18 protein-coding genes and 1 pseudogene are annotated in these 16,736 nt (G+C 66.4%); 1 reads left to right on the forward strand and 18 read right to left on the reverse strand.

Going from position 1 to position 16,736, the window contains the following annotated elements:
* Positions 1-445: 445 nt before the first annotated feature.
* The 6 genes and pseudogenes from VGV41_RS19745 to VGV41_RS19770 all read right to left on the reverse strand — a co-directional run bounded on the left by VGV41_RS19745 (position 446) and on the right by VGV41_RS19770 (position 5,935).
* A complete protein-coding gene (locus tag VGV41_RS19745) occupies positions 446-1,039 on the reverse strand; it encodes a phage tail protein (protein WP_326865772.1) in 594 nt (197 codons plus the stop codon).
* A 25-nt stretch (positions 1,040-1,064) separates the two neighbouring features.
* Positions 1,065-1,652 carry a phage tail protein gene (locus VGV41_RS19750; RefSeq protein ID WP_326865773.1) on the reverse strand — a complete coding sequence of 196 codons (588 nt, stop codon included), beginning with the start codon at positions 1,650-1,652 and terminating at the stop codon, positions 1,065-1,067.
* Positions 1,653-1,874: 222 nt separating this feature from the next.
* Complete coding sequence (locus tag VGV41_RS19755) at positions 1,875-2,657, reverse strand: GntR family transcriptional regulator (protein ID WP_326865774.1); 783 nt, start codon at positions 2,655-2,657, stop codon at positions 1,875-1,877.
* Between the two features lie 131 nt (positions 2,658-2,788).
* Positions 2,789-4,018: a GNAT family N-acetyltransferase gene (locus tag VGV41_RS19760; RefSeq protein ID WP_326865775.1), complete on the reverse strand. Its 1,230-nt coding sequence runs from the start codon at positions 4,016-4,018 to the stop codon at positions 2,789-2,791.
* 323 nt (positions 4,019-4,341) lie between these two features.
* Positions 4,342-5,460 (reverse strand): annotated as a pseudogene (locus VGV41_RS19765) (acetate--CoA ligase family protein); the annotation flags it as partial.
* A gap of 121 nt (positions 5,461-5,581) precedes the next feature.
* The gene (locus tag VGV41_RS19770) at positions 5,582-5,935 is read right to left on the reverse strand and encodes an HPF/RaiA family ribosome-associated protein (RefSeq protein WP_326865777.1); all 354 of its coding nucleotides are present in this window, start codon (positions 5,933-5,935) and stop codon (positions 5,582-5,584) included.
* On the opposite strand from VGV41_RS19770, the gene VGV41_RS19775 reads away from it, so the two are divergent.
* Complete coding sequence (locus VGV41_RS19775) at positions 5,934-6,368, forward strand: hypothetical protein (protein WP_326865778.1); 435 nt, start codon at positions 5,934-5,936, stop codon at positions 6,366-6,368. The genes VGV41_RS19770 and VGV41_RS19775 overlap by 2 nt on opposite strands.
* Before the next feature lie 220 nt (positions 6,369-6,588).
* Here the strand turns inward: VGV41_RS19775 and ureG are convergent, their stop codons facing one another.
* From ureG to urtB, 12 genes are all read right to left on the reverse strand, one after another.
* Positions 6,589-7,203, reverse strand: a complete 615-nt coding sequence (gene ureG, locus VGV41_RS19780; protein ID WP_326865779.1) for an urease accessory protein UreG — start codon at positions 7,201-7,203, stop codon at positions 6,589-6,591.
* Positions 7,204-7,291: 88 nt separating this feature from the next.
* Positions 7,292-7,939: an urease accessory protein UreF gene (locus VGV41_RS19785; protein ID WP_326865780.1), complete on the reverse strand. Its 648-nt coding sequence runs from the start codon at positions 7,937-7,939 to the stop codon at positions 7,292-7,294.
* Between the two features lie 166 nt (positions 7,940-8,105).
* Positions 8,106-8,558, reverse strand: coding sequence for an urease accessory protein UreE (locus tag VGV41_RS19790; RefSeq protein WP_326865782.1), 453 nt, complete (start codon positions 8,556-8,558; stop codon positions 8,106-8,108).
* Complete coding sequence (locus VGV41_RS19795; RefSeq protein ID WP_326865783.1) at positions 8,555-8,851, reverse strand: putative quinol monooxygenase; 297 nt, start codon at positions 8,849-8,851, stop codon at positions 8,555-8,557. Before VGV41_RS19795 ends, VGV41_RS19790 begins: the two co-directional genes overlap by 4 nt.
* A gap of 27 nt (positions 8,852-8,878) precedes the next feature.
* On the reverse strand, positions 8,879-10,588 hold the full coding sequence (gene ureC / locus VGV41_RS19800) for an urease subunit alpha (RefSeq protein WP_326865784.1): 1,710 nt from the start codon (positions 10,586-10,588) through the stop codon (positions 8,879-8,881).
* Positions 10,589-10,598: 10 nt separating this feature from the next.
* Positions 10,599-10,904, reverse strand: a complete 306-nt coding sequence (locus tag VGV41_RS19805; protein ID WP_326865786.1) for an urease subunit beta — start codon at positions 10,902-10,904, stop codon at positions 10,599-10,601.
* A 58-nt stretch (positions 10,905-10,962) separates the two neighbouring features.
* Positions 10,963-11,265, reverse strand: coding sequence for an urease subunit gamma (locus VGV41_RS19810; protein ID WP_326865787.1), 303 nt, complete (start codon positions 11,263-11,265; stop codon positions 10,963-10,965).
* A gap of 8 nt (positions 11,266-11,273) precedes the next feature.
* Positions 11,274-12,098, reverse strand: coding sequence for an urease accessory protein UreD (locus VGV41_RS19815; RefSeq protein ID WP_326865789.1), 825 nt, complete (start codon positions 12,096-12,098; stop codon positions 11,274-11,276).
* A 109-nt stretch (positions 12,099-12,207) separates the two neighbouring features.
* Positions 12,208-12,903 (reverse strand): urea ABC transporter ATP-binding subunit UrtE, encoded by a 696-nt coding sequence (urtE, locus tag VGV41_RS19820; protein WP_326865790.1) that lies wholly within the window; start codon positions 12,901-12,903, stop codon positions 12,208-12,210.
* Between the two features lie 143 nt (positions 12,904-13,046).
* The gene (urtD, locus tag VGV41_RS19825; protein ID WP_326865793.1) at positions 13,047-13,802 is read right to left on the reverse strand and encodes an urea ABC transporter ATP-binding protein UrtD; all 756 of its coding nucleotides are present in this window, start codon (positions 13,800-13,802) and stop codon (positions 13,047-13,049) included.
* A gap of 9 nt (positions 13,803-13,811) precedes the next feature.
* The gene (gene urtC, locus VGV41_RS19830; RefSeq protein WP_326865795.1) at positions 13,812-14,972 is read right to left on the reverse strand and encodes an urea ABC transporter permease subunit UrtC; all 1,161 of its coding nucleotides are present in this window, start codon (positions 14,970-14,972) and stop codon (positions 13,812-13,814) included.
* Between the two features lie 181 nt (positions 14,973-15,153).
* Positions 15,154-16,716, reverse strand: coding sequence for an urea ABC transporter permease subunit UrtB (urtB, locus tag VGV41_RS19835; RefSeq protein WP_326865951.1), 1,563 nt, complete (start codon positions 16,714-16,716; stop codon positions 15,154-15,156).
* Between the last annotated feature and the right edge of the window lie 20 nt (positions 16,717-16,736).

The following is a 16,736-nucleotide window of genomic DNA, read 5'->3' on the forward strand; positions in this document are numbered from 1 at the left end:
CAACTGTTGACAAAGCGATCCATAGTTGTGTTTAATTCTTGCGGCTTCCGATAGGCCGGGGATCGGGTTTCGGGGGGCGGAGCAGTTGCAAATGGCGCGCGCGATGCAGAATAAGGATCGGTCCGACCTTCGCACATCGCAGGGCTCGCCGCTGAGGCGGCGCAAATGGGAAACACCTTGCGTCATTACGGAATCGGTGCACATCACCGATGGCGCTCCGACCGTGACAAATCCAGATTCTATTTGCACCAGTCAGTGTCTCATCGCCAGCTGATACGCGACGAGGCAGCTTTGGCGCCGAACTCGACACACCGGCGGCATCGTTGATTGTGGCCTTGCAGCGACGTTCGATTTTCTAAACGTCACGGCTCGGCCCTTCCGATGGCCGGCCCACCTTCGTCGTGCCGACCGAACGACGGCGGACTGTCTTCTTGACGTCGCGGCCTTACTGACGCGATGGGTAAATCCCCGTCGTAGCGACACACCAGTTCATCGACAGCGCCGGGCTCTGGGTGCTGACCGGTTGATTGCCGCCGGTCATGCCAATGGCCGTTATGGCCATGGGGGTATTGGCCGGCGATCCGGTCGCCGCGTAGAACTTGCCGGACGCATATGTGGGAAGAAGCGCGCCAGACGGTGAAGCTACGGTTTGCGCACTATTGGTCGCATACAACTGGTGCGTATGGGACGGCAGGTTCGAGACCAGCAGCGTCACCTGCGTTTGGCCATAGGTGGCGCCGAGAGGTTGCCCTTGGCCATTCGCAAGCTGACCGTAGGAGGCCCGTCCCGAAAGGTTGGGCAGGCCGAAGGTCGAAGTACCATTGCCGCCAAAAGAGGTCCCCAGCAGCGAGAACAGCGCCGCGTTCTGTGCGATCGGCAGCAGTGAGCCGGTGGTCTGCGCCCAACCGGTCGGACACCAGTTGAAGGCGAACAGGCGGACTTCGCCGATGTATTGTTCCACATTCTGCGCACTGGCGCCGTGAATGCCGACGATACTCAGCGCGGTTGCGAAAATTGCAGTCGCGATATGGCGCTTCATGAAAGCCGCCTCCCTGATGATCTGTTTACGGTCGCGACGGGAAGATGCCCGTCGTCGCGATGCACCAGTTCATCGACAGCGCGGGACTTTGGATGTTGACCGGCACGTTCTGACCGGTAAACCCGACAGCCATGGACGACATCTGCACGTTGGCAGGCGAGCCGCTCGCCGCGTAGAATTTCCCCGCCGCGTAGGTGGGGAGCAGCGCGCCGGCTGGTGCCGCTACGGAGTCCGCGGCGCTGCTCGCCATTAGCTGATGCGTATGGGACGGCAGGTTCGAGACCAACAGCGTCACCTGCGACTGACCATAAACGGCCCCGATGGGTTGCCCCTGGCCGTTCGCGAGCTGGCCATAAGGCGCGCGCCCGGACAGGTTCGGCAGGGCGAAGGTCGTGCTGCCGTTGCCGCCGAACGTCGTACCGATCAGCGCGAACAGCGGCGTGTATTGGCTGATCGGCAGCACCTGGCCGGCGGCCTGCAGCCAGCCGTACGGACACCAGTTGAAACCGAACTGGCGGACTTCGCCGACGTACATTTCCTGCGCGACAGCAAGGTTGATGCCGGCGGTGCTCAGCGCGCCGGCGAACAAGGCGGTTGCGACATGTCGTTTCATGGCTGACGGCTCCCCTTCCCCGATGATGTGGGCGTGCGCACCAAAAGATTGCATGGCACGTTGATACAACCTGAAGCTACAACCCATCCTTCATGCACGCAATAGAAGAGTTCGGTATTAGAGACACGCACCGAGCGTGTCCGCGGCAGATGCCAGTGACGCACTGACGGGACGATTCCGCCGTCACGGATGGGTCGATGGGTGAGCGCCGCCCGGCAGAACCTATTGGCGGCGTGCCGCGCCGGTCTTGGGCCAATGCAGTTCCATCTCGAGCGATACCGTGTCGCCGCGATAGATGCCGTGGCCCGAATAGAGGATGATTCCATTGACGTCGATGAGCGTGCGATCGACTTTGGCGACCGGCGCGTTCAACGGCATCTTCAGCAGCGCTGCGACCTCGACGTCGGCCGTGCCGACGGTCAGGGTCTGCCAGGCTTGGGCGAGGCTGTTGCCGGCAACGCTGTGCAGGATGGGCAGTGTCGGCAGTTTGCGAAACTGACTGCGCGGACACAGCCGGAAAAGCTCGTCCTCGACGTAGGCGGAGGAAAGCAGATACGGCCGCCCCTCGCGCGTGTGCACCCGGCGGATCATCCGGTACTTCGCCGCCGGCTGTCCCTTCGTCAGATCGAGCGGCGGCAGTGCCGGCAGCAAGCGTATTTCGAGAACGTCAATGTCGGCGCCTTTGTGCACGCTGGCGACAGACTGCCAGTCGGTGGCCAGCTTATGCTGCCGCCCCACCGTCGGCGCCTTGCGCACGAACGTGCCCTTCGCGCGCAGGCGCTCGAGCAGTCCCTCCCGCTCGAGCAGGCCGAGCGCCTCCCGCATCGTTCCGCGCGCCACCGAGAACTCCGCGGCGAGATCGTCGACATTTGCAATGCGACTGCCTACCGGCCATTCGCCGGCGGCAATCCGGTTTCGGAAGAGCGTCGCTAACTGGATGTAGCGAGCGACAGGACTGCGGCTGAGATCCGTCACCGGCGCCTTTTTGGCGTTTTTCTTGATCATCCGGCTTCCTTAATAGTGGGCGCGGACCGCTACCTTAGCGTGTAGGTGCAATTGTGCAAATATTCGCGTAAAAATAGTCAACCGCGGACGGCTGCCGTGGTGTCCAAGGCCGCTTATATTGAGAATCAGACTTAGCGGAGCACCTTCGCGGCGCGAATAAGCGCCGGATCGGATGCATCCGCGCGCGCCGCGAAGCCGAGTTCGGCGGCAATCGCATTCAAGCGGGTGAGGCGGGCGGGGTACGCCAACACCGCCATCCGCGCCCCCTGCCCGGTGACGGCGCGCAACAGCTCCTGCAGCAACTGCGTCGCCAAGCCCTTGTCGCGTAAATCGGCGCGAATGATCACCGCCGCTTCCGCCTGCTCGAAATTGGGATCGGCGGCCGAGCGTGCAAGCCCCGCGACACGCTTATCCTCCCAGGCGAGCATGGTCATCTCGCGGTCGTAGTCGATCTGCGAGAGCCGCGCCGCGGTCTCGTGGCTCTTCTCGCGCAGCAGCGCAAACACCGGATGCCAGAGATCGGCGGCGTCGACCTCCTCCGCGAAGCGCCGCAGTGCCGGTTCGTCCTCGGGACGAATTGGCCGCACCGCAAACACACTGCCGTCGGCGGTCCGAATTTCACTTTCCAGCCGCTGCGGATAGGGGCGGATGGCAAGCCGCGCCTCGGCCGGCGCGCTCGCCGCGCGGATGCGCACGCGGCCGTCGACGGCGATGACGCCGTCGGTGTCGCAAAGCAGCGGATTGATATCGATCTCGGTGATCTCGGCATGCTCAGCGGTGATGCGCCCGAGCTGCATCAGCACGGCGACGACGCCATCGATGTCGGCCGCCGGCCGGTCGCGATAACCCTTGAGCAGTGCGGCGATGCGCGTGCGCTCGATCTGTGCGCGTGCAAGAGCAGTGTTGAGCGGCGGCAGCTCGAGCGACTTGTCGCGCAGAACCTCGACCGCGGTGCCGCCGTGGCCGAACAGGATCACCGGCCCGAAGGTCGCGTCGGAACTGACGCCGGCGATCAGCTCGTAGGCGCCGGGCCGCTGGATCATCTGCTGCACGATGAAGCCTTCGAGCCTGGCCGACGGCCTCGCGCGCGCGACGCGCTTGAGCATCTCGGCCGCCGCCGTCTCGACCGCCTGCGGCGTGTCGAGATCGAGGGTGACGCCGCCGACGTCGGACTTGTGCGTGATGTCGCGCGAGCGGATCTTCAGCGCGACCGGGCCCTTGATCTCCGCCGCGCGAGCCGCCGCGGCCTTCGGATCGGCCACCGCTTCGGTGCGCGCGAAGGGCACGCCGTAGCAGGCGAAGAAGGCGGCGCATTCCGCCGGATCGAGCCACTCGCGGCCGTCAGCCAGCGCCGCCTGCACGAGCGCGCGGGCCTTGTCTGTATCGGCCGCAGCACCGGCGCCGAGGACGGCGTCTCCAGCAGCAACGTCTGGCTCTGCCGATAGCGCACCAGATACATGAAGGCGCGGACGGCGCGCTCCGGCGTCTCGAAATCCGCCACCTTCGCCGACGCGAGCACGGCGCGGCCGGCAGCAAGGCTCGCCTCGCCCATCCAGCAGGCGAAGACGTTCTTGGCCGCGGCGTCGTGGCTTTGCAACGCGCCGACGAGACCTTGGGCCGCATCTTCCGCACTGACGATCGCCGTCGGGCAATAGGCGACGAGCAGCGCGTCGACGTCCTTGTCGTCCATGAGCACGCCGACCGACTTGGCGTAACGGTCGGCATCGGCGTCGCCGATGATGTCGACCGGATTGGCGTGGCTCCATGTCGTCGGCAATACGGCATTGAGCTTGTCGAGCGTCTCGACGCTCATCGGCGCGAGCTTGCCGCCCTCCTCGATCAGGCGATCGGTGGCGAGCACGCCGGCGCCGCCGCCATTGGTGACGATGGCGAGACGGTTTCCCCCGGTCGGCGCCATGCGCGCGAGCGTCGCCGCGGCATCGAACAGTTCCTCCATTTCGTTGACGCGCAGCATGCCGGCGCGGCGGAAGGCCGCTTCGTAGACGACATCCGCGCCGGCGAGCGCGCCGGTGTGTGAGGTCGCGGCGCGCGCGCCTTCCTCGGCGCGGCCGCCTTTGACCACGATCACCGGCTTGATGCGCGCGGCGCGCCGCGCCGCCGACATGAACTTGCGCGCATGCGTGATGCCCTCGGCGTAGATGAGGATCGCCTTGGTGGCGTCGTCGAGCGCGAAATAATCGAGCAGGTCGCCGAAATCGACGTCGCTCATGTCGCCCATCGACACGATGCCGGAAAAGCCGATGCCGCGCGGCAAGGCCCAGTCAAGCACCGTGGTCGCCATCGCGCCCGATTGCGTGAGGAAGGCGATGTTGCCGGCGAGCGTGCCGGCCGGCGCGAAGGTGGCGTTGAGCCCGATGCCCGGCACGGCGATGCCGAGGCAGTTCGGGCCGACGATGCGCAGGAGATGCGGCCGCGCGGCGGCGAGCAATTGCGCTTCCCGCTCGCGCCCGACCTTCGCCTCGCCTTCGGCAAAGCCGGCGGTGAGCACGACCGCGGCACGCGTGCCGCGCCGGCCCAATTGATCGATCAGCGGCGCGATGGTGTCCGGCGGCGTCGCGATCACCGCAAGATCGGGCACGAGCGGCAGACCGGCCACATCCTTGTAGGCCATGATGCCGTGCACCGCCGCGGCATGCGGATTGACCGGCACCACCGAACCCGAAAAGCCGCCTTGCGTGAGGTTGCGCATCAGCGCCGCGCCGACCGAATGCGGCCGGTCGGACGCGCCGATCACCGCCACCGAGCGCGGGCGGAACATGCGATCGAGATTGCGGATCGACATGGGTGTCGCCTGGCTTTGAACTTGTCATGGCCGGGCTCGTCCCGGCCATCCCGCTTAGTCGGGCACAATGCTCTCCTAAGCGAGGTCACCGGGACAAGCCCGGTGACGACAATACTCAGATTCACGGGCGCTCGTGTGACTTGACGTTGCCGGCCATGCGGTCGACCTGATCCTGCAGCTGCCGTCGTGCCCGCTTGAAAGCGTCGTTGAGCGCGAAATTCAAATCGGCGTGACGTTCGTCGGAAACCGGCGTGCGCCCGATATTGACCTCGCGTCCCTCCGGCAGTGCCAGGCGGATATTGACCTCATAAAGCCCGCCGTTGCGATGCCGCACGCCCGGCCCCTTGAGCGCGATACGGCCGGCGGTCACGCGTCCGAAGCGCTCCTCGAGCTGGGCGATATGGCGATCGACGGCGCCGCGCAAATCCGGCTTGCCTTCGATATCCTGAAAATCGATCTGGACGGGGGTCTGCATGGATTGGCTCCATCTTCTTGTGTTCGGACAAGAAGCCTCTCCCAAGCGCCAGGTATCAACATTGATCTGCCTCAAGCAGGCACGGCCGTCGGCGCGGTACGCACGGAACTCCGAAGCCGACCGCGAGTTTTACGGAAAACGCGGGGATCGAACGATGCGCGCCGTTGAGCAGATCGGACTGGATGACGACTCCGTACGTGCCATGGGCGAAGCCTTCGATATCGCCTGTTCGCGATTGATCCGCGCCAGCGTGCTCGACGCTTCCAATGTCGAACGGATGCAACGGCTGGCGGCGAAGCATCTCGTGCACTGCGCCCGCCGTGGCGAGCGCGACGAATGGCGGCTGGCCCGCCGCGCCATGTTCCTGATGTGCATGGCGGCGGCCCAGGAGCGGGTCGCGGCGGCGCAGGAGACGATGGCCAAGGCGGGCTGAGCTGCTCCGTTGACCAAGAGAGGCATCTCCGCGAGCGCTGCGTTTGTCGATGCGCCCTCTCCCCCGCGTGGGAGAGGGCATTGAGAGACTCTCCAAGCGTTCCGATGGGTGAGGGGGCGATTTCAGGAACGCCCCCTCACCCATTCTTTATGTCTGAACTGCTGCGGCTGCCCTCTCCCACGAGGGGAGAGGGCGCGTGCGGCGGCGTTCTCGCCCGCGGCTACGCCAAACCGCCCTTCTCCTCGATGAAGCGCGCGATCGTGTTGGCGCCTTCGCCCGTATGCATATTGGCGAAGACGAAGGGCCGACTGCCCCGCATCTTTTTGGCATCGCGGTCCATGACCTCCAACGAGGCGCCGACATGGGGCGCGAGGTCGATCTTGTTGATCACCAGCAGATCGGAGCGGGTGATGCCCGGCCCGCCTTTCGACGGGATCTTCTCGCCGGCGGCGACGTCGATCACGTAAATGGTGAGGTCGGCGAGCTCGGGCGAGAAGGTCGCCGCGAGATTGTCGCCGCCGGATTCGACCAGCACCAGATCGAGATCGGGAAACTTGGCGCACATGTCGGCGATGGCGGCGAGATTGATCGAGGCGTCCTCGCGGATCGCGGTGTGCGGACAGCCGCCGGTCTCGACGCCGGCGATGCGCTCGGGCGCCAGCGCACCGGAGCGCACCAGATATTCAGCGTCCCACTTGGTGTAGATGTCGTTGGTGATGGCGGCGATCTGATATTTGTCGCGCAGCGCCTTGCATAAGCGGTCCATCAGCGCGGTCTTGCCGGAGCCGACCGGGCCACCGACACCGACGCGCAGGGGACCGTGGGGGTTTTTCATTGGCGTTTGCATCCTCGTGTCTCGCTGTCCGTGGTCTTCCACCCTCCCCTGGAGGGTGAAATGCGGAAGCTGTATCCGCCCGCCGCAGTCACGACCTGAACAGCCGCGTGTACTGAGTCTCGTGCCGCAACGATGCGAGGTCGGCGCGGAACGTCGACGCGCCCAGATCATCAAGCGATGTCTCGAGCGCGCGCCGCGCCGTTGCCGCGACGACCGGCTCGAGCGCCGCAATGACGCGCTGGCCGTCGGTCTGGCCGAGCGGCACCAGCCGCACGCCGGCGGAAACCCAATTGGCGACCAGCGCTTGCAGAAAGGCGGCGAGCGCCGATTGGATCGCGATGCCGTTCCCGGCGGCAGCCACCGCCACCGCGACGGGATAAGCGACGGGGCCGTCCCATGCAGCCTTCAAACGATCGAGCGCGGCGCAGGGCCAGGCGGCGCGCGTCGCCTCGGTGAAGGCATTGCCCTGCGCGGTCGTCTCCAGATGCCGCTCCTTCGACGGCGCCAGAGCCGCGGCAAGTTCGGCGATCCCGCGCAGCGCGTTGTCGTCGTCGACCGCGCGATGCGCGTGCACGAACAGGACCGCGTCGCAGAAGCCGCCGCCATCGGTCAGCATCGTTGCCAGCCAATCTTTGAGCGTTTCGGCTTTCGTGACGTCGCCAGACTCCACGGCCCATTCGATGCCGCTCGAATAGGAGAACGCGCCGACCGGATAGGCCGGCGACAGCCAGGCCATGAGGCGATAGAGACTGCTCTCCCCTCCCCCCACGAGCCCCGCGCGTGGCGGGGAGGGGTCGGGGGTGGGGGGCGAAACTTGCGCAGACGCACGTCGCTCGCGCGATGCGCGCCGACCCTCCCCACCGCTTTGCGGGGGGAGGGTTGAAGTCCGTGTGCCGCTCTTCCTAGAGCCCATGCCCGTCTCCGTGCGCATAGGCGCCGTGCTCGGGATCGAACACCGCATCGATATAACTGAGCGTCGCGCCGAGGCCGCGCAGCATCTCCTCCAGCACATGATCGCGGCGGATGCGCAAAGCGTCGCCGGCGATCTGCACCTCGATGTGGCGGTTGCCGATGTGCCATGCGAGCCGCGCCAGCTCCTGCGCGTTCGTCGCGCTGATCTCGACCAGCGGCTCCGGCTTGCCGGTCACGCGCACCACGGCGCCGTCCTCGATCACGAGCGCATCGCCGTCGCGCAATTGCGCCGGCCGCGGCAGGTCGAGCAGATAGGTGGCGCCCTCGGCGCCGACGAACACCACGCGGCGGCGATGGCGGTCTTGCGCATCGAGCACGATGGTGTCGCGCGCAGCGCTCGCATCCCATTGGCCGGCCGGCTTGATGGCGGTGACGCGCTTCATTTGCGCTCGACGCTTTCCGGCATGATGACCTGGATGTCGCGCTCGACCGCGACCTCCGCCACCACGGCGCGCCACGCCAGCAAATGGGCGGTCTCGTTGTGCCGCGCCAGCGCCTCTTTCGATTCCCAGCGCTCGACCGCGACGAGCCGTGTCGGGTCGGTGACGCTGAGGTTGAAGTCGTAGAACAGGCAGCCGGCTTCCTTGACGGTGCCCGCCACCACCTTGCGCGCCTCAGCGCAGGCGCGCTCTGTCGTGCCCGGCTTCAGCTTGAGCTGGGCGATCACGTAGATCATCGAACCTCTCCCGGCAGTCCACTCGCATCAGAACAAGAAATATCGCTGCGCCATCGGCAGGACCTCCGCGGGCGCGCAGGTCAGCAGCTCGCCGTCGGCGCGCACCTCGTAGGTTTCCGGATCGACCTCGATGTCCGGCGTGGCATCGTTATGGATCATGCTCTTCTTCGAGATCGAGCGCGTCTTCTCCACCGCGACCAGTTGCTTCTCGACGCCAAGCTTGTCGCCGAGCTTTGCCCGCACCGCCGCCTTCGACACGAAGACCAGCGACGACGCGGTCAGCGCCTTGCCGAAGGCGCCGAACATCGGCCGGTAGTGCACCGGCTGCGGCGTCGGGATCGAGGCATTAGGGTCGCCCATCAGCGCCGCAACGATCGAGCCGCCCTTGATGATCGTCTCCGGCTTCACCCCGAAGAACGCCGGCGACCACAGCACCAGATCGGCGAGCTTGCCCTTCTCGATGGACCCGATGTGCTTCGACACGCCGTGCGCGATCGCCGGATTGATCGTGTATTTGGCGACGTAGCGCTTCACGCGCGCATTGTCGTTGTCGCCCTTGTCCTGCTTGAGCCGGCCGCGCTGCTTCTTCATCTTGTCGGCGGTCTGCCAGGTGCGGATGATGACCTCGCCGACGCGGCCCATGGCCTGACTGTCCGACGACATCATCGACAGCGCGCCGATGTCGTGCAGGATGTCCTCGGCGGCGATCGTCTCCTTGCGGATGCGGCTCTCGGCGAAGGCCAGATCCTCCGGGATCGACGGATCGAGATGGTGGCACACCATCAGCATGTCGAGATGCTCGTCGATGGTGTTGCGTGTGAACGGCCGCGTCGGATTGGTCGAGGACGGCAGCACGTTCTTCAAGCCCGCCACCTTGATGATGTCGGGCGCGTGGCCGCCGCCGGCGCCCTCGGTGTGGAAGGCGTGGATGGTGCGGCCCTTGAAGGCCTTGATCGTGTCCTCGACGAAGCCGGACTCGTTGAGCGTGTCGGTGTGGATCATCACCTGCACGTCCATGTCGTCGGCGACCGAGAGGCAGCAGTCGATTGCCGCCGGCGTCGTGCCCCAGTCCTCGTGCAGCTTCATGGCGCAGGCGCCGGCCTTGATCATCTCTTCCAGCGCGGCCGGGCGCGAGGCGTTGCCCTTGCCGGCGAAGCCGAGATTCACGGGAAAGGCGTCGGCGGCCTGGATCATGCGGCCGATGTGGAACGGGCCGGGCGTGCAGGTCGTGGCGTAAGTACCGTGCGCCGGGCCGGTGCCGCCGCCGAGCATCGAGGTGACGCCGGACATCAACGCCTCCTCCACCTGCTGCGGACAGATGAAGTGGATGTGCGTGTCGAAGCCGCCGGCGGTGAGGATTTTGCCTTCGCCGGCGATGATCTCGGTGCCGGGGCCGATGACGATGGTGACGCCCGGCTGGATGTCGGGATTGCCGGCCTTGCCGATGGCGGAGATGCGGCCGGCGGTGATGGCGACGTCGGCCTTGACGATGCCCCAGTGGTCGAGGATCAGCGCATTGGTGATGACGGTGTCGGCGGCGCCCTTCCTGTTCGGCGTCTGCGACTGGCCCATGCCGTCGCGGATCACCTTGCCGCCGCCGAACTTCACCTCCTCGCCGTAGATGGTGAAGTCCTTCTCGACCTCGACGATGAGATCGGTGTCGGCCAGCCGCACCTTGTCGCCGGTCGTGGGCCCGAACATGTCGGCATAGGCGCGGCGGTTCATCGTCACGGACATGGTCGCGTTCCTAAAGCTTGCCCATCACGCCCTGGCGGAAGCCGTAGACGGTACGCTTGCCGGCGAGCGCGACGAGCGTCACCTCGCGCGTCTGCCCCGGCTCGAAGCGTACCGCCGTGCCGGCGGCGATGGCGAGCCGCATGCCGCGCGCCTTCTTGCGCTCGAATTTCAGGGCCGGATTGGTCTCGAAGAAATGATAATGCGAGCCGACCTGGATCGGCCGATCGCCGGTGTTGGAGACGGTGAGCGTCGCCGTCTTGCGGCCGACGTTGAGCTCGATCTCGCCGGGGGCGATGAACATCTCGCCGGGGATCATGCCAGCACCAGCGCGCCGCCGGCGGCAACGGAAACGACTTTCTTCATGCCATGTCCTTTCAGCGGATCGGATTGTGCACGGTGACGAGCTTGGTCCCGTCCGGGAACGTCGCCTCCACCTGAATGTCGTGGATCATCTCCGGAATGCCGGCCATCACCTGCGCGCGGGTCAGCACATGCGCGCCGGCTTCCATCAGATCGGCGACAGTCCGCCCGTCGCGCGCGCCTTCCATGATGAAGTCGGTGATCAGGGCCACCGCCTCCGGATGGTTGAGCGTGACGCCGCGCTCGAGCCGTCGGCGCGCGACCATCGCCGCCATGGCGACGAGCAGCTTGTCCTTTTCGCGGGGCGTCAGGTTCATTCAAGTCCTCATTGATGCCAGAGCCGCGGCACGGCCTGCCCGAGCGCCGCGAGGATCGCCACGAGATCGCGCCGCAAAGTCGCTCCGTCGCGGGCGACGAGGCGCGCCACCGCAATGCCGTTCCAGGCGGAGATGCCGGCTTCGCCGGAAAACCCGAGCGCGCGCACGGCTTCGAGTATCGTTTCGTCGGCAGGCGCGACCAGAACGGTGGCGAGCGCGATGCAGCCCGCAGCCGATGCCGGCCGCGCGAGCTTTTCGGCGATATCGCCGTCAAGCCGCACGTTCTCGGCGAACACAAGCTTGCCGCCGCGGCGCACGCGCCAGGTGTCGGCCCAGAAGCCGTCGCGCATCGCCTCGCCCATCGCGGCGCGGCCGAACAGCACCGCCTCGGCCATCACCAGTGACGCGTCCTCGGCGAGGTCGACGTCGATGCGGCGCTTCAGACGCGCGCGGTCGAACAGGATCGTCTCCTGCGGCAGCCAGGCGAGCCGGCCGCCGGCGCCGACACTGAGCCGCACGTTCATCGCGGCGTCGGGGCCGGCCGAGCGGTAGATCTTTTCCGCCGCCGCGGTGCCCGCGACCAGCCGCGCGCTTTTGCCGACGTCGATGTCGACGCTGAACGCGTCGCCGCCGGTCATGCCGCCGCCGGTGTTGACGACCACGGCTTCGAGCCCGTCCTGTGTATTGGGAAAACGAACGCGCAGCGAGCCGGATTCGTGCACGCGCGTGCGGCGCGTGACGCCGTCCGCCGCGCCGACCGCGAGGGCGATCGTCCCGCACGCGCGGTTGGCGGCGAAGGTGTCCTGTTCGATGGCTGCGGCTATAGCGCGCACGCTTCCCCTCACTCGTCATGCCCGGCCTTGTGCCGGGCATCCACGTCTTCGTGCGTGGAAAGTCTGCAAGACGTGGATGGCCGGGACAAGCCCGGCCATGACGCCGGATTTAAATCGCCATCGCGCGCTTGAGCGCGCCCTCGTCCATGTCGGCCTTGTCGCAGGCGTAGACGATCGACCCGCGGTCCATCACCACCAGCCGGTCGCCGAGTTCCTGCGCGAAATCGAGATATTGCTCGACCAGGACGATCGCCATCTGCCCGAGCGAGCGCAGGTAGGAAATGGCACGGCCGATATCCTTGATGATTGAAGGCTGAATGCCTTCGGTCGGCTCGTCGAGCAACAGCAGCCGCGGCCGCATCACCAGCGCGCGGCCGATGGCCAGTTGCTGTTGCTGGCCGCCGGAGAGATCGCCGCCACGGCGATTGAGCATCGTGTTCAGCACCGGGAAAAGCGAGAACACGTCGTCCGGCACCGAGCGGTCGTTGCGCGGCAGCGGCGCAAAGCCGGTCTCGAGGTTCTCCTCGACGGTCAGCAACGGGAAGATCTCGCGGCCTTGCGGCACGATGGCGATGCCGTGCCGGGCGCGCTCGACCGTCGACAGGCGCGAGATGTCCTTGCCCTCGAACGTGATCGCTCCGGCCGAGATCGAATGCTGGCCGACGATGGCGCGCAGCAAGCTCGTTTTGCCGACGCCGTTGCGCCCAAGCACGCATGTCACCTTGCCCGGCTCGGCCTTCAACGACACGCCGCGCAGCGCCTGCGCCGCGCCGTAGTGGAGGTTGATCGCGTTCACGTCGAGCATGATTCACCTTCTGCCTCGTGTCCCGCACGCGATGCAGCGCGCAGCGGTGCATCGCAGATGCGGGACCCCGGTTTCTTTCCTCAGCAACCGGGGTCCCGGGTCTGCAGCGCAGCGTCCCGCTGCGCTGCGCCCGGGACACAAATTCATCTCCCCAGATACACTTCCACCACGCGCTCGTTCTCGGACACCTGGTCGATGGTGCCTTCGGCGAGCACCGAGCCCTCGTGCAGGCAGGTGACCTTGACGCCGAGCTCGCGCACGAAGGCCATGTCGTGCTCGACCACGACCACGGTACGGTCGCGATTGATCTCCTTCAGCAACTCCGCCGTCTGCATGGTCTCGACATCGGTCATGCCGGCGACCGGCTCGTCGACCAGCAGCAGCTTGGGGTCCTGGGCCAGCAGCATGCCGATCTCCAGCCACTGCTTCTGGCCGTGCGACAGGCTGCCGGCGACGCGGCGGCGCAGCGGCCTCAGCCGGATGGTGCCGAGGATCGCGTCGATGCGCGCCTCCTGCTCCGACGACGTCTCCCAGAACAAGGTGCGGCGCACGCGGCGGTCGTTCTTCAGCGCCAGCAGGAGATTGTCCTCGACCGTGTGCATGTCGAATACGGTCGGCTTCTGGAATTTGCGGCCGATGCCGAGCTCGGCGATCTCGGTCTCGTCGAGCTTGGAGAGATCGAAACTGCCCTGTTCGAAGAACACATCGCCGGCGTCCGGACGGGTCTTGCCGGTGACGACGTCCATCATCGTCGTCTTGCCGGCGCCGTTCGGCCCGATGATGGCGCGCATCTCGCCTGGCTCGATGATGAACGACAGTTCGTTCAGCGCACGAAAGCCGTCGAACGACACGGTAATGCCGTCGAGATAGAGCAGCGCGGAGGTGGTCTGCTGGTCCATCGAGCTCCCCTACTCGGCCGCGCGCGGCGCCGGCGCGTCCATGTCGGCGCCCTCTTCCGCCGCCGCCGACTTCTCGGCACGGCGATCGAAGCCCCACTTCAAGGTGCCGACGATGCCGCGCGGCAACAGCAGCGTGACGGCGACAAACAGGCCGCCCAGCATGAACAGCCAGTACGGCGCCAGCACTCCGGAGGTGAAATAGGTCTTGGCGTAGTTGACGAGCAGCGCGCCGAGCACGGCCCCCGTGAGCGTGCCGCGGCCGCCGACCGCGACCCAGATCACCGCCTCGATCGAATTACCAGGTGCAAATTCGCCCGGATTGATGATGCCGATCTGCGGCACGTAGAGCGCGCCGGCAACGCCGGCCATGCAGGCCGACAGCGTGAACACGAACAGCTTATAGGCCTCGACGCGATAGCCGAGGAAGCGCGTGCGCGCCTCGGCGTCGCGGATCGCGATCAGCACCTTGCCGAATTTCGAGGTGACGATGGCGCGGCAGATGAGAAAGCCCAGCGCCAGCGCCAGGCACGAGATGACCAGCAGCGCGTCGCGCGTCGATTCCGCCTGCACGTTGAAGCCGAGGAGGTCCTTGAAATCGGTAAGGCCGTTGTTGCCGCCGAAGCCGAAATCGTTGCGGAAGAAGCCGAGCATCAGCGCATAGGTCATCGCCTGGGTGATGATCGACAGATAGACGCCGGTGACGCGGCTCCTGAAGGCGAACCAGCCGAACACGAAGGCGAGGAGGCCGGGCGCGAGGAAGATCATCAGCGCGGCATAGGCGAAGTGGTTGAAGCCGTACCAGTAGAGCGGCAACTCGTGCCAGTTCAGGAACACCATGAAGTCCGGCAGGATCGGGTTGGCGTAGACGCCGCGCGTGCCGATCTGCCGCATCAGATACATGCCCATGGCGTAGCCGCCGAGGGCGAAGAACGCGCCGTGGCCGAGCGACAGGATGCCGGCGTAGCCCCAGATCAGATCGATCGACAGCGCGAGCAGCGCGTAGCAGATGTACTTGCCGAACAGCGCGACGAGATAGGTCGAGACGTGAAGGCCCGATGTCGCGGGCACCAGCAGGTTGAGCATCGGGATCGCGACGGCAAATGCGCCGAGCAGCACCAGGAAGATCGCGGCGCCCTTGTCGATCAGCCGCGTGAGCGGGAAGGCGTTCATGACGCGCTCCTTCCCTCTCCCCGCTGTGCGGGGAGAGGGTGGCGAGCGCCGGTAGGCACGAGCCGGGTGAGGGGCTGTGCACGGCCCCTCACCCGGTCCGCCTGCGCTTCGCTTCGGCGGACCGACCTCTCCCCGCATTGCGGGGAGAGGTAAAGAGAGTGCGCGGAGGCGATCGTCATCCTCACGCCTCCACCGCCCGGCCCTTGAGCGCGAACATGCCGCGCGGGCGCTTCTGGATGAACAGGATGATGAAGACGAGGATGGCGATCTTGCCGAGCACCGCGCCGGCATAGGGCTCGAGGAACTTGTTGGCGATGCCGAGCGTGAAGGCGCCGACCAAAGTGCCCCACAGATTGCCGACGCCGCCGAACACCACGACCATGAACGAGTCGATGATGTAGCCCTGCCCGAGGTTCGGCGACACGTTGTCGATCTGCGACAACGCCACGCCGGCGATGCCGGCGATGCCGGAGCCGAGACCGAAGGTCAGCGCGTCGATGGTGGCCGTGCGGATGCCCATGGCCGCCGCCATGGCGCGGTTCTGCGTCACCGCGCGCATTTCGAGGCCAAGCCGCGTGTAGCGCAGCATGCCGAGCAGCGCCACGAACACGGCAAGCGTGAAACAGATGATCCAGAGCCGGTTGTAGGTGACGGTGATGCCGCCGAAGTCGACGGCGCCGCTCATCCACGACGGATTGCCGACGTCCTTGTTGGTGGGGCCGAAGATCGTGCGCACTGCCTGCTGCAGGATCAGCGACAGGCCCCAGGTGGCGAGCAAAGTCTCCAGCGGCCGGCCGTAGAGGAAGCGGATGATCGTGCGCTCGATGGCGATGCCGACAACGCCGGACACGACGAAGGCGAGCGGCACCGCGATCAGCAGCGAATAGTCGAACAGCGCCGGATCGTAGGTGCGGATGAGCTGCTGCACGACGAAGGTGACATAGGCGCCGATCATCACCATCTCGCCGTGCGCCATGTTGATGATGCCCATCACGCCGAAGGTGATGGCGAGGCCAATGGCGGCGAGCAGCAACACCGAGCCGAGCGACAGCCCGTACCAGGCGTTCTGCACGGCGCTCCACATCGCCAGGCGATCGCGGATGCTCGTCTGCGCCGCAGTCACCGCCTGCCGCACGTCCGACGGCATATCGTGCGGCAGGCTGTCGAGCAGGCCGAGCGTGTCCTGATCGCCGCGGTCGCGCAGGACGGCGATGGCGTCGATCTTCGCCTTCGCCGGCGACTCCGGCGTGGTGACGACGACGGCGGCGCGCGCCTCGGCGAGCGCGCGCTTGACCCGGGCATCGGTCTCCTTGGCCAGCGCGGCGTCGAGATTGGGCAGCGCCGGGGTCTCGTGCGACTTGAACACGGCCTGCGCGGCGTTGAAGCGCTTGTTCGGATCTGGCGCCATCAAGGTGAGGCCGCCCATGGCCGCGTCGATGACGTTGCGCAGCCGGTTATTGACGATGACGTCGTCGATGTCGTCCGGCACCTTGCCGCTGAACGGCTTGCCCGTAGCGGCGTCGAGCAGCTTGCCGTCCTTGGTCTTGATGAAGACCTTCTTCTCGGCGGCGCTGAACTGCAGCCGCGCGTCCTTCAGCGCGCCGAGCACGTCGGCCGCCAGCGAATTGCCGCTCGACACCACGCCGTCGATCGCGTCGCCGGTATCGCTGAGCGAGCCTTCGGTGAATTTCGCCAGCGCGTCCTCGTAAGGACCGGCATGCGCCAAACCCGCCCCGGCGAGCATCACACCGAGCGCAAAGACGA

This window comes from Pseudolabrys sp., assembly GCF_035943735.1.
In the GTDB taxonomy this organism is placed as follows: domain Bacteria; phylum Pseudomonadota; class Alphaproteobacteria; order Rhizobiales; family Xanthobacteraceae; genus Pseudolabrys.